We start from the raw sequence: 23,578 nt of genomic DNA, 5'->3' as shown, positions 1-23,578 counted from the left end.
TGACGACCCGCCGGGGCGAGATCACCAGCGCACCCCGAGCGCGGCGGCGGCCCGCACACCGGAGCGGCAGCCGTCCTCGTGGAACCCCCAGCCGTGGTAGGCGCCGGCGAAGGCGGTGACGGCGGTGTTGAGGCGGGGCAGCATCCGTTGCGCCGCCACCGACTGCGGGGTGTAGAGCGGATGGGCGTACTCCATACGGGCCAGCACCCGCTCGGAGGGCACCTGCCCGGCCGTGTTCAGACTCACCACGTAGGTGGTGGCGCCGGTGAGCCGTTGGAGTCGCGTCATGTCGTAGCTGACCCGTACGCCGGCCGCCGGGGTACCGCAGTGCGGCAGGTGGTAGTTCCAGGAGGCCCGGGCCCGTGTCGAGCGGGGCAGCAGGCTGGTGTCGGTGTGCAAGACCGTCGGGTTGGAGGAGTAGCGGAAGGCGCCGAGTACGGCGGATTCGTCCGGGGTGGGGTCGGCGAGCATGCGCAGTGCCTGGTCCGGGTGCGTGGCGATGACCACCGCGTCGTAGGTCTGTTCTTCGCCTTCGCCGGTGGCGAGTTGGACGCGCCCCGGCGCGCGGGTGACGCGTACCACGGGGGTCGCGGTGATCGTGGTCCCGATTTCCTTGGCGACCTTGTGCACGTAGGCGGCGGAGCCCCCGGTGACGGTCCGCCAGCGGGGGGAGCCGCTGATCGAGAGCAGACCGTGGTGGGAGAGGAAGCGGAACAGGTAGGCAGCCGGGTACTGCAGGGCGTCCGCTGCGGCGCAGGACCAGACGGCGGACACCAGGGGGGTCAGGAAGTGGGAGACGAAGTACGGGGAGAACCGGTGCTCGCCCAGGAAGGCGCCGAGGGTGTGGTGGTCGGGGCCGCCCTGCTTCAGCAGCTTTCGGGCGGCGCGGTGGAAGAGGGGTACTTCGGCGAGGAGACGCAGGTACCGGGGCCGGAGGGCGGCCCTACCGGTGAACAGGGACGCCGGCCCCCGGGCGCCGGCGTACTCCAGTGCGCAGCCGTCACAGCGTACGGACATGCTCATTTCCGAGTCCTGGGTGTGTACACCCAGTTCGTTGAAGAGCCTCAGCAGGTGCGGGTAGGTGCGCGCGTTGTGCACGATGAATCCCGAGTCGACCCCGAGGGTGCCGCCGCCATCCGCGGGCAGGTCATGCGTGTGGGCATGGCCCCCCAGCCGGGGCTCGGCCTCGTAGAGCGTGACCTCGCACGCCTTCTGCAGGACGTAGGCGGCGGTCAGTCCCGCCACGCCGCCGCCGATCACGGCCACTCTTCGGCGTTCCACAGTGCGTCGCTCCCCACCAGTCGCCACGCCGCCCGGTGGCGGCAGTTCACCCCTTCTTCGCAGCAGGCGGCGCGCCGGATTGGTGCGGATGGTGCCGGGGCGGTGGTCGGTGGCGGGCCCGGTGCCCGAACGGGAGCCGGCCCGCTGCCTCCCCGAGGCAGCGGGCCGGACGGCGTACGGTTCAGGCGTTGATGCAGGTGTTCCCGAAGGACGGGCTGAGCAGTCCGATCAGGCTGACGGAGTTGCCGCAGGCGTTGATCGGGATGTGGATCGGCACCTGGAACAGGTTTCCGGAGGCCACCCCGGGTGAGTGGGCGGCCACGCCCTGCGCACCGGCGTCCGCGGCGGCGGTCGCCGCGCCGCCGAAGACCATCGCGCCGGCAGCCAGCGCCAGTCCCGCACCCTTGAACAGTCGTGACATCGCAGTTCCTCCACAGCAGTTGTGGTGCCGGTGGCCGTGACCGCCGGCGGACCCGGTGCTCCGGGCCCTCAGCGCTTCTTCGTGGTCACCGCTGCGGTGGTTGGGTGGTACCCGCCGGATTCCCTCGATCGGAGCAGCAGCCGCTCTTGCCGCACGCGGGCGGGGCCGGGTCGGTGGCCCACGCCGGTGGTCGCGGGTTCAGTTTGGTGGAGGAGTACTCGCTGTTGCGGCTGACTGCCGTGAGCGTCGCCTCCAAGATGGACCTTCCCAATGGTGTTCGGCGTTCTCAGCCTACGCCTTCGTCAGGGCGCTCTTGGGGGAGGCGATTTTGCGCCATTGCCCTTTGGTGCGGGCGGGATTGCGGCGGCCGGCCTCTGGGCAGGCCTCGGAGCAGCTGTTACGAGCGGCTACTAGCGGGCCGGCTTCCCGAGGGGACGCGGCGGAAGAAGTGCACTTCGCCAAGTTCTCACACGGGAGTCCGAGTCGGTTTTCGGTCGTTCCGCAAGAGCTGTTCGAGATCCCCTCGAAGCTCGCCGCAAGAGCCCTATCCTTCTACAAAGTTGTAGAAATTCGACGGGCCGGACGGCCTTCGCGGTCGTTCCGGTCGTGCCGTCGAAGGCTCTCGATGGCCACGCCATCGCGGCGTTCGGCGTGCGACGTCACCGTACATTCCCTGGGAGGGCACGCATGGCCGCGATCGATCTTGAGAAGGTGCTGGACAAGGCTTGGGCGGACAAGAGCCTGTCGGAGATCCTGGCCGCCCCGGTGGGGGCGCTCAAGGGGGTTTCCGAGCGCGACGGCGAACTGCTGGCCGAGGCCTTCGGAGTCAAGACCGTGGCTGATCTCGCCGAGTTGAAGTACGTGCGCTGGGCACAGGCGCTCGCGGCGCTGCACGCGGCCAGGTAATCGGCGCCCCCTCGCAGAGAGTCCCGCCGCCCTTCCGGGGTGGCGGGATTCGTCGTTCGCGGGGCCGTCCGCGCTGACCGGGCGTGACGGCGCCTCAGGCGATCCGGAGTGGGGTACATGTCGAGCCTGGCTAGATGTGGCGGCGGGGGAGGGGGCATGCCGCGGGGTGCCCCGTGCCACAAACTTCTACAGTGATGTAGAAATGAAGGCGTGCGGGTCGCCCCTCTTCCGGACCCGCGCGACACGTCTTTCGACAAACGGAGTTGGCATGGCCCTGTGGGACCGCATCAAGGAGTCCGCATCGACGATGCAGACCCAGCTGGTGGCGAAGAAGAACGACCTCAAGAGCGGCGCCTTCCGGGACGCGAGCATGGCCATGTGTGCGCTGGTCGCCGCCGCCGACGGCACCATCGACCCGATGGAGCGGCGCCGGGTGGCCCAGCTCATCGCATCGAACGAAGTCCTGCAGAACTTCGACGCGGACGACCTGCGTCGCCGCTTCGAGGACAACCTCAACAAGCTCACCACGGACTTCGACTTCGGCAAGGTCAGCGTTCTCCAGGAGGTCGCCAAGGCCAAGAAGAAGCCGGCCGAGGCCCGCGCCGTCATCCAGATCGGGATCGTGATCGGCGGTGCCGACGGCGACTTCGACAAGACCGAGCAGGCCGTGGTCCGGGAAGCCTGCTACACCCTGGACCTGCCTCCGCACGAGTTCGACCTCTAACCGGCCGCCGTATCCACACAGCGGCCAAGCGATGTCAACTGCGAGGCCCCGCTTGGTCGTCGGCTCGTCCGGGAGTGCCCCTGGGCGGTGCGGTGCGCCGCATTTGACGCCGCGCAAGACCCGCCGGGAGGGGCACAACGGACCTCTCGGGGTCGTTGCGCCCCTCCCGGCGGGCACGTGGGCGCTGCCCGGTGGACCTCAGCTGTGCGCGGCTGCCAGACGCAGGAGCGCGTCCACCGGCCACTGGTCGTCCGCGTGGCGACCGTAACGAAGGGCCCGCACCTGGCCGTCCGGGCCGATCAGGAAGTCAGCCGGCAGGCCGAGCGCGCTCTCCCCGCTCGCGGGCCCGCCGGGCCGCCGAGCGGTGGCACCGCGCAGCAGAGCGGGCCAGACCCGCGGGTCCAGTAGCGCCCGCCGGGACGCCTCGACGCCGAAGGCCCGGTAGAGCCCCTTGCCGGGGTCGGCCACGGTGGCGAAGGGGAGATCGCCCTGGTAGGGGAGCATTGCCTCGACGGTGGAGTGGAAGACGGCCACCTCCACGATGCCTGCGTCCCGGATCTCCTGATGGCGTCTGGCGACGGACCGGAGGTGCAGGTTGCACACCGGACACCCCGCAAAACGCCGGAACTGTAGGTGGACCAAGGCGTGCGGGGCGGGGACGCGCACCTGTTCGCCGGTGATCGTGGTCAGGGAACGTGGCGTCACCGCGTCGCCCGGTGCCAGCCGCCCTGGCGTACGTCCGGCTTGACGGGGGTCGAGGGGGGCGCTCGTCATGGTGCCTCCTGGGAGAGCCTTGGCCAGGGGGAGCCCGTCGGAGGCCTGGCCGCAAGCGTTTCCCGCACGGCGGTGCGCCAGTCCTTGGTGGGGGCGTATCCGAGTTTGCGTGCGGCGCGGTCGCTGGGGCAGTACCAGTCCCGCGCGACGTGCACCAGGGACCGTGTGAGGAAGGGGGCGGCCCCTGGTAGTACCGGGTGCAGCGCTTCCATGAGGCCGCCGAAGGCGTATCCGGCCCGGTAGGGGACGCTGAGGCGGGGTGCGGGCAGGCCCGTCTCCGCGGCGATGAAATCCAGTACCTCGCGCATCGTGGGGAAGGAGGGCCCGCAGATGTGGAAGGACTCGTAAGGGTCCAGGCCCTCGGCGAGCGCAGCCAGGGCCATGCCCTGCCCGAGGTCGGTGTCGGCGACCAGTGCCAGCCGGCTGCGTCCGCCGGCGAGCCACGGCACCATGCGGGTCCGCAGTCGGGGGACGAGGGCGGGAACCATGCCGAGGGAGTTGCCGGCGCCCACGAAGTGCCCCAGTCGCAGTACGACCATCTCGGTTCCGTGGCCGGCCACCTCGCGCATGTGTTCGTCGAGGTCGATCAGTCGGTCCGCGTGCGGCCAGAAGCCGGTGGGGCGCAGGGGTGAGAAGTCGTCGACGGGCTCGCCGTCCAGGGACGGTGTGCCGACGGCGACGGTCGAGGCGAGCACGAAGCGCCGCACTCCCGCTGCCCGTGCCCGGGCGAGGAGGTCCAGGGCCGGCTCCAGGAAGCGGGTGTGCTCCTCGCGCCGATGCCCCCAGAACGCCCCCCAGGTGCCGGCGTGGCAGACCACGTCGATGTCTTGGACGACTTCGCGCCGGTAGCGAGGGTCCATCAGGTCCCCGACCCGTACCTCTCCGTGGAAGCCGGCGGGGAGGCGCTCTGGAGTGCGGCAGGCGGCTACTGGTTCGACCTGGGGGTTCGTGGCCAGCGTGGAGAGGGTGTGGCTGCCGAGGAACCCCGTGGCCCCGGTGACCAGTACGCGTGTCCTGTTGTTGTTCGCGGTCACCGGCCGCCTCCCGTTCCGGCCGGCGTGGCCGCGTGCCGGTTCACAGCGCGACCAGCCAGCGGCGGAGCCGTTGGGCCTCGCCCTCGACGATGGCGGGGTCGCCGAAGCTGTGGGCCAGCAGGCTCGCGCCCTGAAGGGCGGACAGTAGGTGGACCGCGAGTTGGCGGGGCTCCTGGTTGGTTTCCAGGGCTCCGAAGCGCTCGGTGAGCCAGTCGAGGATCCCGGCGAAGACGTCGCTCGCGCTGTGCGCCAGCGGGCCGCCGTGCTTGCCGAGTTCCGCGCAGAGCGTGCCCATGGGGCAGCCGCTGCGCGCCAGTGAGTCGCGGTTGTCCAGGGTCATGGTGATGAAGGAGTCGATCTCGGCCCGGGGGTCGGCATGCGTCTCCCAGTGTCGTTGCAGGTCTGCCTGGTGGCTGGCTTGCTGCTCGATCAGGGCCTGCCCGAGGTCGTCCTTGGTCTTGAAGTAGTAGTAGACGTTGCCCAGCGGAACCTCCGCCTCACGAGCGATGTCCGCCAAGGTCGTGCGGTGGAAACCCTGCTCGTGGACGACCTTCACCGCCGCCTGCACCAGCCGGGTGCGCTTCCCGGTATCCGTTCGCGTCATGTCAGTTAGTCAACTAACTAACTGAGTGGATGTCAATCCCTCTTGAATCAGCAGCACTGGTGAACACTGCTGTCGGGCAAGGGGGTTCACCCGACCGGCAACCGTCGGGCGGGGCCCGTGGCTTGGGTCAAAGTGCGGTGGCCGTCTTCAACACGAAGAACAAGGTGACCGCCGCATTGGCGGAGGACAACGCCGAAGCCGCAGTTCCCGCAGCCGCCGTCCACACCGCCAGTCCCACCCTCGTGAAGACGCTCGGCCAACTCAGGCCGGAGGGGGGCGGGCCGAGCAGGGCCGCCACCCTCCGCGGCACCGGCCCGGCCGCGAAGTGCGCCAACGTCACCGCCGGCGCACCCCGGGAGACGAGGGCGGCCTTCCCGATGGCCCTGGCCGTCACCCGTCTGCTTCCGATCACGCGGGCCGCCTCCTCGTCCGCCCACCGCTCAACGGTGTAGCCCACGGTCGTACTCAGTGGCCGCAGGAAGGGGTTCGCCCGCGCGGCCAGTCGCACCACGACCAGGTACCGGTGGTGGGACCAGGCCAGATGGGCCCGCTCGTGGGCGAACAAGGCCCTGCGCTCCGGACCCTCCAGGCACGAGAGCATCCCCGTGGACACCACCACCCGGGCGCGCCTTCCGGGCAGGGCGTAGGCGTAGGGTGCCCCGTCGGGCAGTACGGTCACGGTCGAGGCGGGCCGCCCGACGAGTGCGCGCCCGGCCCGCCGCCGCACCCGCAGGTGCTGCCACAGCACCCGGGAACAACCGGTGAGGACTGCCAGCAGCGCGGGGATGGCCACCTTTCCGGCGACCTCGTCGTACGGCAGTGCTTCGCGCACTTCGGGATCGGACCAGGCGTCCGGCAGCGGATTTCCCGGGAGTTGCGCCGTCCCCACCACCATCAACAGCGCCAGGCACAGGGTGCTGCACACCGCCAGCGTCCCGGCCGCGGCCGACAGGAGCCGGGTAGCGGTACGCGGGTGGAGGTGCTGCTCGGCCAGCCGGGCGACGGGCCAGACGGTCAGCGGCAGCACCAGCGGAAGGAAGACGAAGACCCCCATGGCCTCAGCCCTCCGGTTCCGCGGCCTGCCGCAGCAGATCCCGCAGCAGCCGTTCGTCACCCGGTGGCAGGGCCGTCACGAAACTGGCCAGGACTGCTTCCCGGTCCCGTTCTCCGTCCAACACCCGGCGCATGCGAAGCGCCGCCAACCCGGCTTCGTCGGCCGCCGGCCGCCACACGAACGAACGACCCGCCTTCTCGCGGGTCACCGCCCCCTTGGCCAGCAGTCGCGTGAGGATGGTGATCACCGTGGTGTAGGCGAGGTGTCCTCCGATCCAACCCTGCACCCAAGCGGTGCTCGCCGGCCCCGGGGCCTGCCGCAACGCATCGAGCACCTGCGCTTCCAGCTCACCCTGGCCGCGCCTTCGCCGTGCCCCGTCTCTCACCCGCTCGTCCTCCAGCCGCCCGTCCTCGTGCCCCGCCCGGGGGCGGTACATCGTAGTCGCGAAGAAGCCGTGCCCCGACTCGGTGAGGGGTGCGGCGGCGGCAGGCGGGCCGCGTCGCCACTGTGTCGTGCTGGGCACCGCCTCCGGCGGCGTGGGTGCGCTGACCAGTCCCCGATGACGGGCCGCCCCTGGGCGTGCGGACGGCAACGGGCCCAGACTGGTTCTATGAGTGGCACGCCGGCCATCTCCCTGAGCGGCCTGACCAAACGGTACGGGCCGGTCGTCGGGGTTCAGGACCTGAGCCTGGAAGTGACCGCGGGCGAGGTGTTCGGCTTCCTCGGCCCGAACGGGGCCGGGAAGACGACCACCCTGCGGTGTCTGACCGGGCTGCTGCGGCCCACGTCCGGGCAGGTCCAGGTGCTCGGCATGGACCCGTCCGCTGATCATCGACGGCTGACTCCCGAGCTGGGGTACCTGCCCGGTGAACTGCGCCTCTATCCGGAGTTGACGGGCGCGCAGACCCTGGAGTTGCTGTCCTCGCTCCACGGGATACCCACCCCCCGGCGCGCGCGGTTGTGCGAGCGGCTGGGCCTGACGGACCGGGCCCTCGCGCGGCCCGTGGGAGGGTACTCGCGCGGGATGAAACAGCAGCTCGGACTCGTACAGGCGCTCCAGCACGATCCGCGGCTTCTCATACTCGACGAGCCCACCGAGGGGCTCGACCCGCTGGTGCAGGAGACCTTCTTCGAACTACTCGCGGAGGCGTCGTCTTCGGGACGGACCGTACTGCTGTCCAGTCATGTGCTGCCGGAGGTGCAGCGGGCCTGTGGTCGGGTGGCGGTGGTCCGCAACGGCCGGCTGGTGGCCGTCGAGAGCGTGGCTGCCTTGCGGGAGGCGCGAGCCCGACGCATTCGACTGGTCTTCGGGGACGGCAGGGGCGTGCGGGGTCTGGGCGAGGCGGACCAGTGGTCCCCGCAGTGGCGGGGTGATCGAGTGGAACTGCTCGTCCCGCCGAGCGAGGTGGTCGTGGCCCTGCGGGGCCTGCTCGACCTCCCGGTGGCCGATGTCACGGTGGAGGAGTCCGGGCTCGACGAGGCCTTCTTGGACCTGTACCGCAACGGCCCCGGAGCGCCGCCGTGAGCCGCCGGTGGCCCCTGCTGTGGTTGGCGCTGCACCGGCGGCGCCGGATGCTCGGGGTGCTGGTCGTGGGGATGATCGTGTTCGAGTCGCTCATCGTGGTCGTGGCGAACACGGTCGCGCCCGGCCCGCTGTTCTCGGCGAACGGCACGGGCACCCCCTCCGCCTACCGGGCCTTCAGCGGGTCAAGCGGGGAGGTCTCGATCGCCAGTTACCCGGGATTGTTGGGCGCGGGGCTGGTGCATCCGTTCTGGATCGCCATGCAGCTCACCGCGATCGGCTCGCTCGCTGCCGCCGCGGTGGCGGCGGACGTCGAATCCGGCACCATCGAGCTGCTGATGGTGAGGCCGGTCAGCCGGACCCGGCTGTTGGCGGAGCGAACAGCCGCCCTGGTGATCGCTTCCCTCGCTTTGAACGCCGCGGCCACGCTCACCGTCGCCGTGGGGGTGGTTCTGTCTCCGGAGATCCATCAGGACGTGTCCGTCGGCGGGGTCCTGGCCGCCGGGCTGATGGGCTTTGCCTTCGCCCTGTGCGTGGGTGGCCCGGCGCTGGCAGTCTCGGCGTGGGGCCGGCGGAGGGCTCAGGTGGTGGGTGCGAGCATCGCCTTCGGAGCAGTGGGTTTCGCGGTGAACTTCATCGCCCTGGCGTGGTCGAAGGCGGCTCCGCTGCGGTTCATCAGCCCGTTCCACTACTACACGCCGGGGGACGCGCTGGCCCAGGGGCAGGTGTTGTGGCCGCAACTGGGCGTCCTCCTGGCTGTCGGGGTGGCCGGTCTGGCTCTCGGGCACGCCCTGCTGTTGCGGCGCGACCTGGCTCCGTAGCACCGCCGGGGTGAGGGCGGTGGCGGTCGCTGCCGGGTCTCAGCGGATGTCGAGCACCTCGGAGACCGGACGGCGAGGGGTGGCCGGTCCCTGCGGGCCGTAGCCCAGACGGATCACCATGTGCACGTGCCCCATCGCCGAACTCGGGTCACGGGCGGCCCAGCGCAGCTCCGGCCACTCCAGGGGCTGCGAGGTCATCGAGGCAACCAGGCCGTCGACGGTGGCCTGGAGGAGGACGCGTTCCAGAGCTTGCCCAGCTCGCATCCAGTCGAGCGGGGTATCAGCGGAGGTGCCCAGGATCGCGATCTGCGGGCGCTTTTCGAAGGGTAGCGAATCGCGCCCCGGTACCGGCCTCCAGGCGCCGAAGTCGCGGACGGGCGCGCTGCCGCCGTCCTGGCGCGGGCCGAAGGCCTCGGTCGGGATGCCTTCCGTCGAGGGCCCCTCGCCAGCTGCTCCGGTACGGGTCCAAGCGGCCATCTCGGCGCGGAGCGCGGGGTCGTCGGCCTCCCGGTATTCCGAATCGTGCACCAGGTCCAGGACGGCGTCGGTGTGCCAGGCGTCCGGCAGGACCAGGCGGCAGCCTTCGAGGAGCGCTGCGGCCCGCAGTTCGTCCTGGACCGGTGCGGGGATCTCCTCGTCGCTGAACGGGAACCGGCTGGTGTGCCGGCGCCGGAGGGCCGGGTGGAGGGCCGCGAGTTCACGTTCCGCGGTATCGAGCTCGCGCAGTTGGACCTGGGCCAGGTGCCAGGGGTCGTCCCCTTCCGGTAGCAGCCGGACGACCGGCTCCCAGCCGGCCTGCACGGCGGCCACCTGAAGGTTGAAGAGGGCTGCCGCGCAGCCCAGGTGGAGCGCTCGGTGGTCCGGGTCGGCCTGCGGCATGGTGCGGGAGGGGTCCGCGTGGAGCTCGATCGTTCGACCGCCTGTGCGGAAGAGGAATCTCCAGGGTTGCGCGTTGTGCATCGACGGTGCGGTGGTGGCGTCCTCGACGAGGGAGGCCACCACCGCCGGGTCGAGGGGCTGAGCGGGCATGATCGAGTCCTGTTCTGTACGGCATCGGCAGTCCGGCCGGGCCGCCGGTGCGGGGACGCGGGGTGCACCCCGCGCCGCTTGGGTGCGCCCCGAGGTGCTCACGTACCAGCATCACGGCCGGGGCCGGTGGCCGACTGGGCCGACCGGGCCTCCCACCGGGGCCGACCGGCCCTCGATTCACGGGGTGTCCGGCGGTTCTTCGCCACCCATGTCGAGGCGGAAGGGGGGGTAGGCGTCGGTCATCAAGGTCGCGTAGGCAGCTACGCGCAGCACCCACCGGTTAAGGCCCATCACCAGGTCGAACAGGTCACGGGGATAGCGTTCGGTGAAGGCGAGCGTCACCACCGCGATGAGGGCCAGCAGGGTGATGAGGCCGCCACCCCACCAGCCGCCGCGTGGTGCTCCCGTGAAGAAGCCGATGACGAGGTAGTGGGGGATGGCGAGCAGCCACCACTTGACCAGTACCAGGGGACGGGAGAGGCGCTCGGGGTAGGCGATGTCCAAACGGGCCGGGTAGTCCGGTTCGGCGCCGAGACTGAAGGGCGGGTACCTGTCGGTGCCCAGGGCCCCGTACGCGTAGTAGGAGACCCGCCACGACCACCGCAGGACGCCGAGGTTGAAGTCGAACAGCGCCTTGGGGTAGCGCTCGGTGAACAGGATCGCGAAGAAGGCGATCACGCTCACCACGAGGAAGGCGATCCACAGCAGGATCAGCACGAGGTAGTGGGGTATCGCGAGGATCCACTTGACCAGCCACAGCCAGCGTGAAAGCGGAGTGTCCAGCACCGCGTCCACCCTGACCGGCGACGACTTACTCATGGACATGACATATCACCGCTCCCTGTCTCTCCCTGCCACGGTGGGCTGTGGCCGAACGGGTCGATCCACCTCCCGGTGCGGAACACCACGGAAACCGAACGCGAGCCCGCCCACACCGGATCCCGCCCCGAGCGGGCCGTCAGCGGCGCTCTCCTGTCATTCTCCGCCTACCCGGCCAGGTGCGCCCCCGGGTGGCTTCCCCCCGAACCGAGGAGCCCGCAGAAGGGACGCAGAGCGGGCCCGCCCGGTACGCCGCACACCGGGCGAGCCAGGCCCCCTACGTCGAACCGCGGCCAGGTCAGTACGGCCAGGACCAGTCGGCCACCTCGGGCAGGTCCACCCCGTGCTCACGGATCCAGCGGTGGTGGCGGATCCGGTGGTCTGTCATCTGCTGACGAAGCGCGGTGGCCCGACCCGAGAGCCCGGGCACCCGGTCCAGGACGTCCATCACCAACTGGAACCGGTCCAGGTCATTGCGGACGACCATGTCGAACGGAGTGGTCGTGGTGCCGGACTCCTTGTACCCGCGCACGTGCAGGTTCGGATGGCCATGACGGCGGTAGGCCAGCCGGTGGATGAGCCACGGGTAGCCGTGGTAGGCGAAGATCACCGGCCTGTCCCGGGTGAACAGTGCGTCGTACTCCAGGTCCGTCATACCGTGCGGATGGTCCTCGTGGGGCATCAGCCGCGTCAGGTCCACCACGTTGACGACGCGTACGGACAGCTCCGGCAGGTGCTCGCGCAACAGGGCCGCCGCGGCGAGCGTCTCCATGGTGGGCACGTCTCCGGCGCAGGCCAGGACGACATCGGGCTCCTGACCTGCGTCCTGGGTACCCGCCCACTCCCAGATGCCCGCGCCACGAGTGCAGTGCGTACGGGCCTGCTCCATCGACAGCCAGTCGAAGGAAGGCTGCTTGCCGGCCACCACGACGTTCACCCGGTCGCGACTGCGCAGCACGTGGTCGGCCACGGCCAGCAGCGTGTTGGCGTCCGGCGGCAGGTAGACGCGTACCACCTCCGGACTCTTGTTGAGGACGTGGTCGACGAAGCCCGGGTCCTGGTGGGAGAAACCGTTGTGGTCCTGCCTCCACACGTGCGAGGTGAGGAGGTAGTTGAGCGAGGCGATGGGGGCCCGCCACGGCAGGGCACGGGAGCTCCGGAGCCACTTGATGTGCTGGCCGGCCATCGAGTCCACGATGTGCGCGAAGGCCTCGTAGGTGGAGATGAGGCCGTGCCGACCGGTCAGGAGGTAGCCCTCCAGCCAGCCCTGACAGGTGTGTTCCGAGAGGATCTCCATCACCCTCCCGTCCTGGGAGAGGTGCTCGTCCGTGCTCTCCGGTGCCGCCTGCCAAGCCTTCGCGGTGACCTCGTACAGGGCATCGAGGCGGTTGGAGGCCGTCTCGTCGGGACCGACCACCCGGAAGTCCCGGCGGTCGGCGGTGTCCGCCATCACCCGGGCGAGAAAGCCGCCCAGGACCTTGGTCGGCTGGTGGATGCCGGCACCGGGCCGGCTGACGGGGACGGCGTGTGCGTCGAGGTCGGGCAGGGGGAGCGACCGCAGGAGCAGCCCCCCGTTGGCGTGGGCGGTCGCACCGAGCCGACGGGCGCCCTCGGGAACGTGGGTCAGGACCTGCCGGACCGGCCGGCCCTCCTCGTCGAAGAGCTCCTGCGGTCGGTAGGACCGCAGCCACTGCTCCAACTGCCCGAGGTGCTCGGGGTTCTCCCGGACACCCGCGAGGGGGACCTGATGGGCGCGCCAGGTTCCCTCCACCGGATCTCCGTCCACCTGGCCCGGGCCCGTCCAGCCCTTGGGCGTGCGCAGCACGATCACCGGCCACCGGGGCCGCTCCCGCCTCTTGCTCTTGGTCCGCGCCTCGCGCTGGTACCGCGCGATGGAGTCCAGTGCCTTGTCCATCGCGGCGGCCATGGCCTCGTGGACAGCCAGCGGGTCCTTGCCCGAGACGTGCAGGGGTTCGTGACCGTAGCCGCGCAGCAGCGCGTCGAGTTCCGCCTCGGGAATGCGGGAGAGCAGCGTCGGATTAGCGATCTTGTACCCGTTGAGGTGGAGGATCGGCAGGACGGCGCCGTCGTGGACCGGATCGAGGAACTTGTTCGAGTGCCAGGAGGCTGCCAGCGGACCGGTCTCGGCCTCCCCGTCACCGATCACGCAGGCGACCAGCAGCCCCGGATTGTCAAAGGCCGCCCCGTACGCGTGCGAGAGGCAGTAGCCGAGCTCACCTCCCTCGTGGATGGACCCGGGAGTCTCCGGCGCCACGTGACTGGGCACCCCACCGGGGTAGGAGAACTGCTGGAACAGGCGCGCCATCCCCGCCGCGTCACGGCTCACGTCCGGATACGTCTCGGAGTAGCTGCCCTCCAGCCAGGAGTTGGCGAGGACGGCGGGTCCGCCGTGCCCGGGGCCCCAGACGCACAGGGCGTCGAGGGAGCGTTCCTTGATCACCCGGTTGAGATGGGTGTGGACGAGGTTGAGCCCGGGAGAGGTGCCCCAATGGCCGAGGAGCCGGGGCTTGATGTCCTCGGGGCGCAACGGACGCTTCAGGAGCGGGTTGTCAAGCAGGTAGATCTGGCCCACGGCAAGGTAGTTGGCGGCCCGCCAGTGGGCGTCCAGTTCGGCGACCGGGTACTTCGTCATCGAGATTCCTTCGTGGATACCCCCGACTGAAGGCCGGGGAGGAAATGAAGCTCCTGCGGAGCGGGGTGGCGAAGACTGTGCTCCTTGTCGGGGTGGATCCGGTGAACGCCGCTCGGGTGACCCCGTCCTTTGCACCTTGGCGCGGGGCCGGTGCGTGCAGACAGGGGATGACCGGCCCAAAGGACGGGACCTTCGGCCCAGCACCCGCGGGTCGTGGATGGCCGATGGTGGAAGGGCGAAAGGGGGATTCCTCCCCCAGGGCCGCGCGCCCACTCCTTGTTCCTTCTCGAATCAGCCGGAGGGCCGATCAGTGACCAGAGCCATCGCCGTGGGGGTGGACGGATCCCCGGAGAGCACGGCTGCCGCCGACTGGGCTGCCGCCGAGGCCGTCCACCGCGGCCTGCCGGTGAAGCTCTTGCACGCCTGGGGCTGGGAGCCCATGGACCTGCCGCTGGTACAAGACCCGGCCGGTGAGGCGGCCCGCGCCGATGTGTTGGTGAAGGCGGTGGAGACCGATCTCAGGCGGCGGTACCCGCAGATCTCCCTCTCCGTCGAAGTGGTGTCCGGCACCCCGGTGCCCTCGCTGCTGGCGGCTGCCCGCGACGCCGAGCTGACCGTCATCGGGACCCGGGGCCACGGTGCGCTCGCGGGCTCCCTCCTGGGATCCACCGGGCAGCAGGTCGTCGCGGCGGCCGAGCGGCCGATCGTGTCCGTGCGTACCCCGGCGCCCGGGAACGAACTGCCCACTTCCCGCGGCGGCGAGATCGTCGTGGGACAGCAGGGCGGCGTCGAGGAATCCGCCGAGGTGCTGGGCTTCGCCTTCCAAGCCGCTGCCGCGCGCGGGGCCGGCGTCCGCGCGGTACGGGCCTGGAACCTCCCGCCCATCTACGCCTACAGCCCCGGTTCGCTGAGGCTGGTCGACGAGGCCGGCGGCTTGGAGCCCTTCGAGCGGAAGGCCCTCCAACAGGCTCTCGCCCCCTGGCGGGACCGCTTCCCCGAGGTGCCGGTGGCCGAGCACGTGGAGATCGGCAGCGCCGGGCAGGTGCTCCTGTCGGCTGCTGCCGGAGCGGATCTGCTGGTGGTCGGCCGCAGGGCGCGGCGGTCTCCCATCGGAACGAGGGTCGGATCGGCAGCCCATGCGGTCCTGCACCACGCGCTGTGTCCAGTGGCTGTCGTGCCGCATCCCTGATCGGGGCCGATGGCGCCCCCGCTGGCAGGACACGAGGCGGCCCCGTTTCGGGGCTGGTGCCTGCCGCGCGCCCGGTGGCCGCGGTCCCTGGGGGGACGGCCGCGGCTACCGGGGAGCGTCCGCGCGTAGGTCCGCCAACAACTCGGCCTGACCTTCCAGGACGCCCGACAGGATGCTGCGCGCGACGCGGAGCAGCTCCGCCACCTCCTCGCTGGTGAGCCGGTAGTACACGTGGGCGCCTTCGCGTCGAGTGAGGACGAGGTTCGCCTTACGCAGGATCGAAAGCTGCTGGGAGAGGCTCGCGGCCTCCACGCCGACTTCGGGCAGCATCTCGGCGACCGCGTGTTCACGCTGGCTCAGCAACTCCAGGACCCGGATGCGCACCGGGTGGCCGAGTGTCTTGAAGAACTCGGCCTTGAGCTGGTAGAGGGGCCTGCTCGCCTCTGGGTTGCCCGCGTCCGCACCGCCCGGCTGTTCGGCCCGTTTCCTCGGCACCTTGTCCACCCCACACCGTCCGCTGTGAGGACGGCCCGATGCGTCCCCATCTCCATGTGTGACGCAACCTTCGCAGATTCCCGCAGGTTTCCGGCACGTGGACCTGCCTTCGAGGGCGCCTCCCCCGAGGGCGGCGGGGCTCGCCGGCCCCCGCCGCCCGCCCCCGGGCGAGGCGCGGCCGATCAGGCCTTCTTCAGGAACTCGGTCTTCAGGACGAGCCCCTTGACCTTCCGCGTACTGCACTCGACCTCGCCGGGACGAGAGGTGAGGCGGATGTTCTTGACCAGCGTCCCCCGCTTGAGGGTTTCCGAGGTGCCCTTGACCTTCAGGTCCTTGATCAGGGTCACGGAGTCCCCGTCCTGGAGCACTGTGCCGTTCGAGTCCTTGACAGTGATCTCGCTCATGGTCTTTCCCTTGCAGATTGGTTCGGTGGTTCGGTCAGGGGCGGCGCCCGTGTGCCCCGCGGGTGGACGGGCGTCAGGTGCCCATCCGGCCCGCCGGTCAGGGGGGTCACAGCGGAATGGTGACCTCGATGCTCTTGCCCCGCCCATCGGCGTGGGGCCGCACGGCTGCGGTTCCGCCGAGCTCGCCGGTCAGCTCGGCCACGATGGCCAGACCGCTGCCGGGAGCCCCGCTGGCCGCGCCGTGCAGCGGCGGCAGGAAGGGGTCCAGGTCATGGACGTCCACCGACAGCACCCCTGGCCCGTGCGAGTAGCTGATGGTGATCACCGGTGATACGGCGGCTGCGTGTCGTACGGCATTGGTGACCAGTTCGGCCACGATCAGCAGGGCGGGCCCCACGCTCGGGTGCCGGAGGCCGATGCCGCATTCGACGAGGATCAGCTCGGTGGTCTCCCGAGCTATCCGGACGGCCGCGCCGACCGCCGGCACGGTCAGCACGTGACGGTAGGGCAGCTGCGGCGAAGGGGAGGTGGTCACCGGTGCGCCCCCAGGCGAGGGCGGGTCAGGCGGAACCCGGACACGTTCTGGGGTCGGATGCGCACCAGGGTGTCGTGGGGGCCGTGAGCCCAGCCTGGCAGAGTGCGGCGGTAGTGGGCGGCTTCGTCGGGGTCGTCCACGACCTCGGCCGGTCCATGCGCACTGACGCTCCACCCCTCGGACTCGGCCGTGGCCGGCTTGTCCGCGTGGTAAGTCAGCGTTTCCCTTCCGACCACCGCCCTCTGCACGGGGGCGCGGACGACGAGTAGCCCGTGTTCCAGGGTGTGGAGCCCGGGGCGGACCTGGGCGTGTGCGCCCCGTAGGTAGACGAGACGGCCTTCGGTTGTGCCCCCGAGGAGCCATAGGGCCTCGGCGCCGCTGAGCTCGGTCATGAGGCGGTGCTGGGGGGTGGCTGTCACGGCGCGGCCTTCCGATCCGGTGGCGCTTCGAGGGCGGCGGTGGGGCGTGGGCCCGCTGGAGTCACGTCTGCGGTGGCCTGCGCGACGCTCTCGTTCCGCCGCAGGACGGAGGGAACCGTCCCCGGTCGGGATCCGCGCAACCGTCACGCCCGCCCCTTCTCGTCGTTCCACCGCGAGCAGCCGAAGTCGACCGCTGCCCGGGGCGGCTCTCGTGCATCCGCCGCCTCAGGATCTATGGAATTGCAGAGATTTGCAATCTAACCCGGACGCCCGCGCGCGGCGGCGCCCCACGGCCGGCGCGTGGACCCATGAGGGGAAGCTTGACGTGGAGCCGGTGGCCTTGATCGACCGGCGTGCGGGAGCAGGCGGGTGGCACGCAGTACGCGCGGGTCACCCTCACTCAGGCCGGCCGGATCATGGTCGCGGCAGCGGAATCGGTCGCAGCCGAGGTCGGACGGGCATAGCAGCAGGTCGAGCGCCCCAGCGCGGGCCGCATACGGCTCCCCGTCGCCACCTTCACCAGTGGCGGCAGGCACCTGCTGCCTGGAGCTCTCCCTCGGCTCATGGCACCCCGTCCCCGTACCCTGGTGCACGTCAGGGAGGGCGAGCCCGAGGACACCTTGCCCCTTGTCCGTCAAGGGGCCGTCGACCTCGCGCCCGCCTACCACTTCGACGGCCCGCTGCCCGTCGGGCCGGGTTCCAGCTCCGCCGCTTGCCGGGGCGACCGCCCGCACATCACGACGCTTGTCGAGGCCCTCGGCGAGCAGGCGTTGCATCGAGCAGGGATCCCGGAACGCCGCTCGGTGCCCCGCCGCTGACCTCCCCCGCGTGGGTAGCCCTGCGCAAGGACTCCGGAGGGGGCGGGCAACGCCCCGTCCTCCGTGTCGTTGCGGGCAGTGAGCACCTCGGGGGCGCGGTGAGCGGCGAGCCGCGCTTTGGGCCACTCACCCGCGCACCGCTGAGGCGGTCACGCAGCGCCCGGTGTCTCGGGCTCCACCAGTGAGGTCACGTGATCGGTGAGGGTGTCGAGGAGTTCTGCCGCGGCGCCGTCATCGCCGAGCACCAGGTAGTGGAGGGTCAACCCGTCCGTCATGGCCGCCAGATAGCGGGCCAACACGCCGATCGGCACTTTGGGTTCGAGGCGGACCGTCTCGGAAAGCCGCTCGATGAGCGTTTCGAAGGCCCGGCAGTACAACGCGTACTGCCGGCGTGCCAGGTGCTCGAAACCGGGCTGGCGCAGCGCGTACTGCGTGAGCTCGTAGGTGAGCATGTGCTCACCGGGGTGAGCCGCGACATGGTCCCAATAGGCCTGGAAACCGGCTCTGATGGTGGCCCGGAGCGTCTCCCGCGGTCGGATCGCCGCGGTGACCACGGCAGTGGAGTGATCCGTGATGGCCACGATGACCGACTCCACCAGTGCCTGCTTGGATTCGAAGCAGTAGTGGAAGACGCTCAGGGACACGCCGGCCTCGGCTGCGATGGAACGGGTGGTGGTCCGCGGGACGCCGTCGCGGGTCATGGCCCGGATCGCCGCCTCGGTCAGTTGCCGGCGCCGTTCCGCCGAGGGCACGCGTGCCATGGTTCTCTCCTCGTTGGCGCTCCGGCGCGCGGCAGGTGCCGTCCGGGCCGGCCGAACCGGGCCGGACGGCAGGACGAGCTGGAGCGGTCAGCTGCTGAACACGCCGACTTCGTGTAGGGAGTAGCCCCACTGGGTGCCGCGATCCAGTCCGTGCACCCGCAGGTAGCGTGCCGAAACCCCGTCGAACCGGGCGGTGTCCAGGCCGCCGTCGCCATTGCTGGTGGACCAGACCGAGCGCCAGTTGTTGCCGTCCGAGGAGACCTCGATGCGGTAGGACTTGCCGTAGGCCCGTTCCCAGTCCAAGGTGACCCGCTTGATCAGGTTCGGTGACCCGAGGTCGATCCGGAGCCACTGGTCGTCACTCCAGTAACTGGCCCAGCGGGTGTCCCTGCGGCCGTCCACGGCGCGGCCGGGGGCGTAGCTGGTGAACGGGTTCCACCACTCCGTGGAACTGGCCGAAGCGGAGGCGTGGGAGGCGAGGTTCACACCGGCCTGGTGTTGTTCCGAGGCCTTCCAGGTGCGCAGGTACGATTCCGCGCCCCGCATCAGGTCGTCCACCACGTCCTGGCCCCCGACCTGGCGGATGTCCTCGATCCAGTCGGGGACCAGCCCGTAGTGGGCCGCGCCGTCCACGTTGAGGTCCCAGGTGCGTGATCCGGTGGTCTGACGGTCGATGACGGACCCGCCGTCCGCGCTGCGGAAGGGGTAGCGCACCGGATTGGGGGTGTCGGCTCCGCGTGGACCGGGCCAACCGCCGACGCCGTTCATGTCGGTGCCGTACCCGTACCCGACCTGGTACTTGTCCCGGAGTGCCGCGGTGCGGCGGGCTTCGGCCGTGAAGGACTCGGCGCCGTTCATGTACTTCGTGGCGAAGCCGCCGAGCTTGTAGAGGCGCTCTGTCCAGCCGCTGTCCATCCAGCTGTGCGAGGAGATCACTCCGGGGTAGGAGGCTGACTCAAGGATGTCGAAGGCCCGCCCCGCGGCCTTGACGCTCATGTGGTCGACTTCGAGCATCATCTTGCGCTTCATCATCCCGCGTACCGCGTACTCGCCGAGGTCGGTCAGACCACGCGTGTTGCACTGTGCGTCCGCGGCGTACGAGGGCACCGTCACACCCGGTGGCAGCTCCTTCTGCGCCTCGGGCGCGGCGGCGAGGCCGATGGGGTTGTCATGTTGTGGCCCGGTGCACTTCTCCGTCTTCCAGAAGGTTCCGGTGGACAGGAACTGGCCGACGTTGATCGCGGTCCCGATGGTCCCCGAGTCGAACCGCACCCCGCACAGGGCGTTGTCGAACTTGTGGCACAGGAACATGCTGCGCACACCGAGCTGGTGCAGCTCGTCGAGGCCGCGGTCGATGTCCTGCTTGCTGCACTGCGCGAAGTCCAGGATCTGTTTGCAGCCGAACGGTTCGGAGGTCTCGACGCCGAGGATGACGGCCAGCTTCCCCTGCTCGATGACCTCGCGGGCCTGGTCGGAATCGGTCACGATGCGGAACCAGCCCTTTCCTGGCCCTCCGTACATCGTGTCGATGTAGCTCTGCATGTCGTACGTCTTTTGCGCCTCCAGGCGGATGGCGGTCATCTCGTCGCAGCCGCGGTCCTTGAAGAAGTAGACCGAGCAGATCACCCCGTTGGTGACCAGGTCGTTGACGAGTACCCGCTGGCCTCCCCGCCAGGCCCGCTCGACCCAGGCGTAGTAGTTCTGCTGGTGGGTCCGGGAGTCATGGGCCGGCCAGTCCTTGAAGGTGGGCCACCCGTTGGGGTCGTGCTTCCCGTCGCCGCCGTTGGTGATGAAGTCGAAGATGGCGAGGGAGCCGTCGGGGTAGTGCTCCGGGCAGTCCTTGAGGGCGTCGGCGATACCCTTCTCGGAGAAGGGTTTGCCGCAGATGAGTCGGCCGCCGAACCCCTCGTTGGACATCAGGTGATCGTGCGCGTCCACGAAGCCGCGCACGTTGCCCTCGGCGTCGGTGCCCTTGAAGGGTTCGCCCGTGACGTTGATGTCGGAATCGGGGGCGGGTCGCGCCACGGGGTTCCACCAGCCCGGGTCGGCGGTGGCGCCGGCCGAGGGCGCGAGCGCCACGGCCAGCAGGGTGAGGAAGAGGGACAGCAGGGCGAGGGGCCGTAGTCGACCCCGTAGCCCGCTGTGCGAATGTCGGATCACGGTCATCACTCATGTCTCGGTCGGTGGGGGGCGCGGTCGAGGACAAGGTGCGGACTCCCGGGGCATGACGACCCCGGGTGATTGTCATGTCCCACGCAAGCTTGCCGTTGAGAATCGCGACTGCCGCCAGTGGAGTCAAGAGTCCGGGACGCTTGACCTGATCCACCATCGGGCGTTCGCCACCGCGGGGCCGGCAGGTGGGCGACTGAGCAAGCCCGTTGAGTGTGGCCCCCCCCGGATGCCCGTGGCTTTCGCCCGTCCCGCGCCCGTTAGGCCGACCGAGCCGAGCGGGGCGCGTTGGCAGCGGGTATCACGTGGAGCGTCCCCCAGCGGCCATAAGGTCGGTCCTCGTGTGCCCGCACTTGCCCGGAGCCATCGAGGGCAACGCCCGATCAGCCACACCCGGTCCTCCTGGACCGCCAACCCCCTTAAGGACCACCGATGAACGGCTGGGCCGTCGTGATCGCCGGGAGCGTGCTCGTCGCCTACGGGGCGACCTCGCGGCGCCTGTCCACCACCGTTGTCTCGGGGCCCATGGTGTTCATGGTCTGTGGTCTGTGCATCGGACCGCTCGGCCTGGACCTCCTGGACCGGGCACGAGACCCAGAAGTCACCCGCGCCCTGCTGGAAGGCGCACTGGTCCTCCTGCTCTTCACGGACGCCGCGCGGATCCGTGCCCGCGACCTGCGCCGCGAAGGGTTCCTGCCCCTGAGGCTGCTCACCGTCGGTCTACCGGCGACGATGGCACTGGGCTGGCTCCTGGCCTGGCTCCTGTTGCCCGGGCTGAGCGTGTGGGAGCTGGCCCTGGTCGGGGTCATCCTGGCTCCGACGGACGCGGCACTGGGCCAGCAGTCCGTTTCCAACCCACGGGTGCCGGCGCTGGTCCGTGGTGGCCTGTCCGTCGAATCCGGTGTCAACGACGGCCTGGCGCTGCCGTTCTTCGTGCTGGCACTCGCGGCGGCGGGTGAGAGCCAGGGCCATCCGGGCATCGCCGAGACCTTCCTGCGCGCGTTGCTGCTGAGCGGCGCCATCGGATGCGCGGCTGGCTGGACCGGGGCGAGCGTGTTGCGCTGGTCCCTCAAACGCGGGTGGAGCGGCTCCGACTGGCGTCAGTTCCTGGTCCTCGCTGTTCCGGCCATCGCGTACGTGCTGTGCCTCATGGGCGAGGGCAGCGGCTTCATCGGCGCCTGGACCGCGGGTCTGGCCTTCGCAGTACACCTGAGCCGGGCTCCCGGCCCTGAGGGCGTCCTCGCCCAGCAGAGCGACCCCGCGAAGAGCACAAGGTTCACCGAGCGCCTGGGGCTGCTCTTGTCCTCGCTGAGTTTCATGGTCTTCGGAGCGGTCATCCTGGGACCGGTACTTGAGCACCTGACGTGGCGGCCCGTCGTCTACGCGCTGATCAGCCTGACGGTCGTGCGCATGCTGCCGGTCGCTCTCGCCCTGTTCGGCGCCGGGCTGCGGCCTCCCTCCGTAGCCTTCATCGGATGGTTCGGACCACGGGGACTGGCCTCCCTCGTCTTCGGTCTGCTCGCCTTCGAGGAGCACCTGCCCGGGGTGACGCTGTTGGGCGACGTCGTCGCCGTCACCGTGGGCATGAGCATTCTGCTCCACGGAGCGTCAGCCCCGTTCCTGGGCGACCGCTACGGCGCGTGGTTCGAGGGAGCCCGCCGCGCCACGCCGAACCTGCGGGAGGACGCACTCGCGCCGGACGGAGCCCCGCGCTGACGGCTCCCGCGGGAGGGGGATCCGGCTGCGCCCGCGACAGGGCGGCAGAAGCCCCAGGCGCCAGGTGCCCGCTTCCCCGAGCCGTACCCGGCCCACGCGGACCAGCCCGCGGCCGATCACAGGTCCCGCCGATCGCACGAACCCGACTCGGCGGCGTGCCCCAGGGGGCTCAGGGAGCGCTGACCACGACGGCGTAGGAGCCCGAGCCGAGCAGTTGCTCGCCCGGGATCTCGCGGCTCACGGTGATCAAGCGGGTGATCTGGCCCGTCGATTCGTCGAACTCGATGTCGTCGAGCGGGCCGAGGTCCTCGCCGGCTTCCGTCAGGATCCGCTTGCCGATGGGGTCGTGCAGTCCCCCCTTCAGGCTGTCGGCGAGGTCCTTCTCGCTCTGGATCTTCTCCGCGGATCGGACGGTGACCGCGTCGGGGCCGAAGGCCTGGATGCGGTCCCAGCTCAGCAAGGTCCCCGCGCCGTGCGACTTGAGTCGGATCGACGCCACCCGTGCGGGAGCGGCAGCTATCGTCAACCCGGCCACGGTGGCAAGGGTTTCCGCGGTGACCAGCGCGATCACGGGTCGTCCCGTGGTCTGACTGAAGAGCATCAGGTCTCCTTCTCCAACCGTGCGCGCAGGCCGCTCGCAGCTTCGGGGAAACCAGTGAGGTCACCGGCCGTGAAGTCGCCGACGACATCGGCCACGATGACCATCTCCCCCGAGATGCCGACGGGCTTGACCACGGGGAGAAGCACCCTGGGGTGGCCCTGCGCGGGAGACTCCACCTCGTATCCAGCCACCGCCGAGGTCCGCCCGGTCTCGACGATGACGTCGACCACCTTCCCCAGCAGGGTCCCGCCCTCAGTCATCAGTTGGGCCCCGAGCACGTCACCACCGGAAGACCTGGCCTCCCGCGCCACCTGATCGTCCTCGGCGAGCGCCTTCTCGTCGCGGATCATGACCGCATCGGGGCCGAGCGCGTGCACGTGGCGCCACAGCAGGTCGCGTTTGAGGGGTCCCGACAGCAGACCGCGACCACTGAGGGTGAAACAGCGGATGCGTCCACCGCTCCCGTCGAAAACGATGTCCTTGACCTGCGCGACGTCCTCTCCGCCCAGGGTGACCACCGGGAGTTTTACGATCTCGCTGGTCCGTACGTAGCCGCTCATGGCTCACGTGCCCTTCCTGCTGCGCCGACGCCGCCCCGTGGCGATGACGCCGCCGCCGCGCCGGCGGGCCTGCACCGCCAACGTGGTGACGATCAGCGCCGCGAGGGCAACGAGGGCGATGACCACCCAGAACCACCAGTCCACGACGCCACCTCCCGGAGCCCGCGCACCACAACGCCCTGGACCCCTACGGCCAGTATGCGGCGCCCCCTGACCCCTGTCGACGGATGCGCAGCAGCGCGCACGGGGGAACGGGGTGCCGCTGCGCC

Annotated in this window: 26 protein-coding genes; 7 read left to right on the top strand and 19 right to left on the bottom strand. The window is 70.3% G+C overall.

What is annotated here, in order from left to right; genetic code table 11:
* Positions 1-21: 21 nt before the first annotated feature.
* Positions 22-1,281, bottom strand: a complete 1,260-nt coding sequence (locus ACFYMC_RS09290) for an NAD(P)/FAD-dependent oxidoreductase (RefSeq protein WP_388521216.1) — start codon at positions 1,279-1,281, stop codon at positions 22-24.
* Positions 1,282-1,462: 181 nt separating this feature from the next.
* Positions 1,463-1,702: a chaplin gene (locus ACFYMC_RS09285; RefSeq protein WP_388521213.1), complete on the bottom strand. Its 240-nt coding sequence runs from the start codon at positions 1,700-1,702 to the stop codon at positions 1,463-1,465.
* A 687-nt stretch (positions 1,703-2,389) separates the two neighbouring features.
* Here ACFYMC_RS09285 and ACFYMC_RS09280 point away from each other — a divergent pair.
* Complete coding sequence (locus ACFYMC_RS09280) at positions 2,390-2,608, top strand: hypothetical protein (RefSeq protein ID WP_388521210.1); 219 nt, start codon at positions 2,390-2,392, stop codon at positions 2,606-2,608.
* Between the two features lie 268 nt (positions 2,609-2,876).
* Positions 2,877-3,332: a tellurite resistance TerB family protein gene (locus ACFYMC_RS09275; protein ID WP_388521207.1), complete on the top strand. Its 456-nt coding sequence runs from the start codon at positions 2,877-2,879 to the stop codon at positions 3,330-3,332.
* A gap of 198 nt (positions 3,333-3,530) precedes the next feature.
* Here the strand turns inward: ACFYMC_RS09275 and ACFYMC_RS09270 are convergent, their stop codons facing one another.
* From ACFYMC_RS09270 to ACFYMC_RS09250, 5 genes are all read right to left on the bottom strand, one after another.
* The gene (locus tag ACFYMC_RS09270) at positions 3,531-4,106 is read right to left on the bottom strand and encodes a peroxiredoxin-like family protein (protein WP_388521204.1); all 576 of its coding nucleotides are present in this window, start codon (positions 4,104-4,106) and stop codon (positions 3,531-3,533) included.
* On the bottom strand, positions 4,103-5,140 hold the full coding sequence (locus tag ACFYMC_RS09265) for an NAD-dependent epimerase/dehydratase family protein (protein ID WP_388521201.1): 1,038 nt from the start codon (positions 5,138-5,140) through the stop codon (positions 4,103-4,105). Before ACFYMC_RS09265 ends, ACFYMC_RS09270 begins: the two co-directional genes overlap by 4 nt.
* A 40-nt stretch (positions 5,141-5,180) precedes the next feature.
* Entirely contained in the window at positions 5,181-5,744 is a 564-nt protein-coding gene (locus ACFYMC_RS09260) for a TetR/AcrR family transcriptional regulator (RefSeq protein WP_388521198.1), read from the bottom strand.
* Positions 5,745-5,871: 127 nt separating this feature from the next.
* Entirely contained in the window at positions 5,872-6,798 is a 927-nt protein-coding gene (locus ACFYMC_RS09255) for a M56 family metallopeptidase (protein ID WP_388521196.1), read from the bottom strand.
* 4 nt (positions 6,799-6,802) lie between these two features.
* Positions 6,803-7,234 (bottom strand): BlaI/MecI/CopY family transcriptional regulator, encoded by a 432-nt coding sequence (locus tag ACFYMC_RS09250; RefSeq protein WP_388521391.1) that lies wholly within the window; start codon positions 7,232-7,234, stop codon positions 6,803-6,805.
* Positions 7,235-7,408: 174 nt separating this feature from the next.
* Here ACFYMC_RS09250 and ACFYMC_RS09245 point away from each other — a divergent pair, with 174 nt between their 5' ends.
* Positions 7,409-8,323, top strand: a complete 915-nt coding sequence (locus ACFYMC_RS09245) for an ABC transporter ATP-binding protein (protein WP_388521193.1) — start codon at positions 7,409-7,411, stop codon at positions 8,321-8,323.
* Positions 8,320-9,141 carry an ABC transporter permease subunit gene (locus ACFYMC_RS09240; protein WP_388521190.1) on the top strand — a complete coding sequence of 274 codons (822 nt, stop codon included), beginning with the start codon at positions 8,320-8,322 and terminating at the stop codon, positions 9,139-9,141. Before ACFYMC_RS09245 ends, ACFYMC_RS09240 begins: the two co-directional genes overlap by 4 nt.
* Positions 9,142-9,180: 39 nt before the next feature.
* Here the strand turns inward: ACFYMC_RS09240 and ACFYMC_RS09235 are convergent, their stop codons facing one another.
* The 3 genes from ACFYMC_RS09235 to ACFYMC_RS09225 all read right to left on the bottom strand — a co-directional run bounded on the left by ACFYMC_RS09235 (position 9,181) and on the right by ACFYMC_RS09225 (position 13,642).
* Positions 9,181-10,170, bottom strand: coding sequence for an Acg family FMN-binding oxidoreductase (locus tag ACFYMC_RS09235; RefSeq protein WP_388521187.1), 990 nt, complete (start codon positions 10,168-10,170; stop codon positions 9,181-9,183).
* 177 nt (positions 10,171-10,347) lie between these two features.
* Entirely contained in the window at positions 10,348-10,989 is a 642-nt protein-coding gene (locus tag ACFYMC_RS09230; RefSeq protein ID WP_388521184.1) for a DUF4389 domain-containing protein, read from the bottom strand.
* A gap of 298 nt (positions 10,990-11,287) precedes the next feature.
* Positions 11,288-13,642: a phosphoketolase gene (locus ACFYMC_RS09225; protein ID WP_388521181.1), complete on the bottom strand. Its 2,355-nt coding sequence runs from the start codon at positions 13,640-13,642 to the stop codon at positions 11,288-11,290.
* 310 nt (positions 13,643-13,952) lie between these two features.
* On the opposite strand from ACFYMC_RS09225, the gene ACFYMC_RS09220 reads away from it, so the two are divergent.
* Entirely contained in the window at positions 13,953-14,831 is an 879-nt protein-coding gene (locus ACFYMC_RS09220) for a universal stress protein (RefSeq protein ID WP_388521178.1), read from the top strand.
* Positions 14,832-14,936: 105 nt separating this feature from the next.
* Here the strand turns inward: ACFYMC_RS09220 and ACFYMC_RS09215 are convergent, their stop codons facing one another.
* From ACFYMC_RS09215 to ACFYMC_RS09200, 4 genes are all read right to left on the bottom strand, one after another.
* The gene (locus ACFYMC_RS09215; RefSeq protein ID WP_388521175.1) at positions 14,937-15,326 is read right to left on the bottom strand and encodes an ArsR/SmtB family transcription factor; all 390 of its coding nucleotides are present in this window, start codon (positions 15,324-15,326) and stop codon (positions 14,937-14,939) included.
* Between the two features lie 182 nt (positions 15,327-15,508).
* Positions 15,509-15,730: an alkylphosphonate utilization protein gene (locus tag ACFYMC_RS09210; protein WP_388521171.1), complete on the bottom strand. Its 222-nt coding sequence runs from the start codon at positions 15,728-15,730 to the stop codon at positions 15,509-15,511.
* Between the two features lie 106 nt (positions 15,731-15,836).
* Positions 15,837-16,265 carry an ATP-binding protein gene (locus tag ACFYMC_RS09205; RefSeq protein ID WP_388521169.1) on the bottom strand — a complete coding sequence of 143 codons (429 nt, stop codon included), beginning with the start codon at positions 16,263-16,265 and terminating at the stop codon, positions 15,837-15,839.
* Complete coding sequence (locus ACFYMC_RS09200; RefSeq protein ID WP_388521166.1) at positions 16,262-16,657, bottom strand: pyridoxamine 5'-phosphate oxidase family protein; 396 nt, start codon at positions 16,655-16,657, stop codon at positions 16,262-16,264. The genes ACFYMC_RS09205 and ACFYMC_RS09200 overlap by 4 nt, the downstream gene beginning before the upstream one ends.
* A gap of 590 nt (positions 16,658-17,247) precedes the next feature.
* Between ACFYMC_RS09200 and ACFYMC_RS09195 the strand changes: the two genes are divergently transcribed.
* Positions 17,248-17,502 (top strand): hypothetical protein, encoded by a 255-nt coding sequence (locus tag ACFYMC_RS09195; protein ID WP_388521163.1) that lies wholly within the window; start codon positions 17,248-17,250, stop codon positions 17,500-17,502.
* Positions 17,503-17,651: 149 nt separating this feature from the next.
* Here the strand turns inward: ACFYMC_RS09195 and ACFYMC_RS09190 are convergent, their stop codons facing one another.
* Together ACFYMC_RS09190 and ACFYMC_RS09185 are read right to left on the bottom strand one after the other, a co-directional pair.
* Positions 17,652-18,263, bottom strand: a complete 612-nt coding sequence (locus ACFYMC_RS09190) for a TetR/AcrR family transcriptional regulator (RefSeq protein WP_388521161.1) — start codon at positions 18,261-18,263, stop codon at positions 17,652-17,654.
* Between the two features lie 87 nt (positions 18,264-18,350).
* Positions 18,351-20,429: a discoidin domain-containing protein gene (locus ACFYMC_RS09185; protein ID WP_388521158.1), complete on the bottom strand. Its 2,079-nt coding sequence runs from the start codon at positions 20,427-20,429 to the stop codon at positions 18,351-18,353.
* Positions 20,430-20,864: 435 nt separating this feature from the next.
* Here ACFYMC_RS09185 and ACFYMC_RS09180 point away from each other — a divergent pair, with 435 nt between their 5' ends.
* Positions 20,865-22,148 carry a cation:proton antiporter gene (locus ACFYMC_RS09180; RefSeq protein ID WP_388521155.1) on the top strand — a complete coding sequence of 428 codons (1,284 nt, stop codon included), beginning with the start codon at positions 20,865-20,867 and terminating at the stop codon, positions 22,146-22,148.
* 169 nt (positions 22,149-22,317) lie between these two features.
* Here the strand turns inward: ACFYMC_RS09180 and ACFYMC_RS09175 are convergent, their stop codons facing one another.
* The 3 genes from ACFYMC_RS09175 to ACFYMC_RS09165 are packed head-to-tail and all read right to left on the bottom strand — an operon-like array spanning position 22,318 to position 23,453.
* Positions 22,318-22,749 (bottom strand): PRC-barrel domain-containing protein, encoded by a 432-nt coding sequence (locus ACFYMC_RS09175; RefSeq protein ID WP_388521152.1) that lies wholly within the window; start codon positions 22,747-22,749, stop codon positions 22,318-22,320.
* On the bottom strand, positions 22,749-23,309 hold the full coding sequence (locus ACFYMC_RS09170; RefSeq protein WP_388521149.1) for a PRC-barrel domain-containing protein: 561 nt from the start codon (positions 23,307-23,309) through the stop codon (positions 22,749-22,751). Before ACFYMC_RS09170 ends, ACFYMC_RS09175 begins: the two co-directional genes overlap by 1 nt.
* A 3-nt stretch (positions 23,310-23,312) precedes the next feature.
* Positions 23,313-23,453 carry a hypothetical protein gene (locus ACFYMC_RS09165; RefSeq protein ID WP_388521146.1) on the bottom strand — a complete coding sequence of 47 codons (141 nt, stop codon included), beginning with the start codon at positions 23,451-23,453 and terminating at the stop codon, positions 23,313-23,315.
* Between the last annotated feature and the right edge of the window lie 125 nt (positions 23,454-23,578).

Source organism: Streptomyces sp. NPDC006879 (genome assembly GCF_042869595.1).
Taxonomy (GTDB): domain Bacteria; phylum Actinomycetota; class Actinomycetes; order Streptomycetales; family Streptomycetaceae; genus Streptomyces.
This window is presented reverse-complemented; position numbering and strand designations above follow the sequence as displayed.

Excerpts from the sequence above, each read along its gene's own strand:
- ACFYMC_RS09175 (WP_388521152.1), bottom strand. The coding sequence starts at position 22,749 with ATGCTCTTCAGTCAGACCACGGGACGACCCGTGATCGCGCTGGTCACC.
- ACFYMC_RS09225 (WP_388521181.1), bottom strand. The coding sequence starts at position 13,642 with ATGACGAAGTACCCGGTCGCCGAACTGGACGCCCACTGGCGGGCCGCC.
- ACFYMC_RS09235 (WP_388521187.1), bottom strand. The coding sequence starts at position 10,170 with ATGCCCGCTCAGCCCCTCGACCCGGCGGTGGTGGCCTCCCTCGTCGAG.
- ACFYMC_RS09230 (WP_388521184.1), bottom strand. The coding sequence starts at position 10,989 with ATGAGTAAGTCGTCGCCGGTCAGGGTGGACGCGGTGCTGGACACTCCG.
- ACFYMC_RS09195 (WP_388521163.1), top strand. The coding sequence starts at position 17,248 with ATGGCACCCCGTCCCCGTACCCTGGTGCACGTCAGGGAGGGCGAGCCC.
- ACFYMC_RS09285 (WP_388521213.1), bottom strand. The coding sequence starts at position 1,702 with ATGTCACGACTGTTCAAGGGTGCGGGACTGGCGCTGGCTGCCGGCGCG.
- ACFYMC_RS09245 (WP_388521193.1), top strand. The coding sequence starts at position 7,409 with ATGAGTGGCACGCCGGCCATCTCCCTGAGCGGCCTGACCAAACGGTAC.
- ACFYMC_RS09250 (WP_388521391.1), bottom strand. The coding sequence starts at position 7,234 with ATGTACCGCCCCCGGGCGGGGCACGAGGACGGGCGGCTGGAGGACGAG.
- ACFYMC_RS09170 (WP_388521149.1), bottom strand. The coding sequence starts at position 23,309 with ATGAGCGGCTACGTACGGACCAGCGAGATCGTAAAACTCCCGGTGGTC.
- ACFYMC_RS09185 (WP_388521158.1), bottom strand. The coding sequence starts at position 20,429 with ATGACCGTGATCCGACATTCGCACAGCGGGCTACGGGGTCGACTACGG.
- ACFYMC_RS09190 (WP_388521161.1), bottom strand. The coding sequence starts at position 18,263 with ATGGCACGCGTGCCCTCGGCGGAACGGCGCCGGCAACTGACCGAGGCG.
- ACFYMC_RS09180 (WP_388521155.1), top strand. The coding sequence starts at position 20,865 with ATGAACGGCTGGGCCGTCGTGATCGCCGGGAGCGTGCTCGTCGCCTAC.
- ACFYMC_RS09200 (WP_388521166.1), bottom strand. The coding sequence starts at position 16,657 with ATGACCGAGCTCAGCGGCGCCGAGGCCCTATGGCTCCTCGGGGGCACA.
- ACFYMC_RS09255 (WP_388521196.1), bottom strand. The coding sequence starts at position 6,798 with ATGGGGGTCTTCGTCTTCCTTCCGCTGGTGCTGCCGCTGACCGTCTGG.
- ACFYMC_RS09270 (WP_388521204.1), bottom strand. The coding sequence starts at position 4,106 with ATGACGAGCGCCCCCCTCGACCCCCGTCAAGCCGGACGTACGCCAGGG.
- ACFYMC_RS09260 (WP_388521198.1), bottom strand. The coding sequence starts at position 5,744 with ATGACGCGAACGGATACCGGGAAGCGCACCCGGCTGGTGCAGGCGGCG.
- ACFYMC_RS09210 (WP_388521171.1), bottom strand. The coding sequence starts at position 15,730 with ATGAGCGAGATCACTGTCAAGGACTCGAACGGCACAGTGCTCCAGGAC.
- ACFYMC_RS09280 (WP_388521210.1), top strand. The coding sequence starts at position 2,390 with ATGGCCGCGATCGATCTTGAGAAGGTGCTGGACAAGGCTTGGGCGGAC.
- ACFYMC_RS09275 (WP_388521207.1), top strand. The coding sequence starts at position 2,877 with ATGGCCCTGTGGGACCGCATCAAGGAGTCCGCATCGACGATGCAGACC.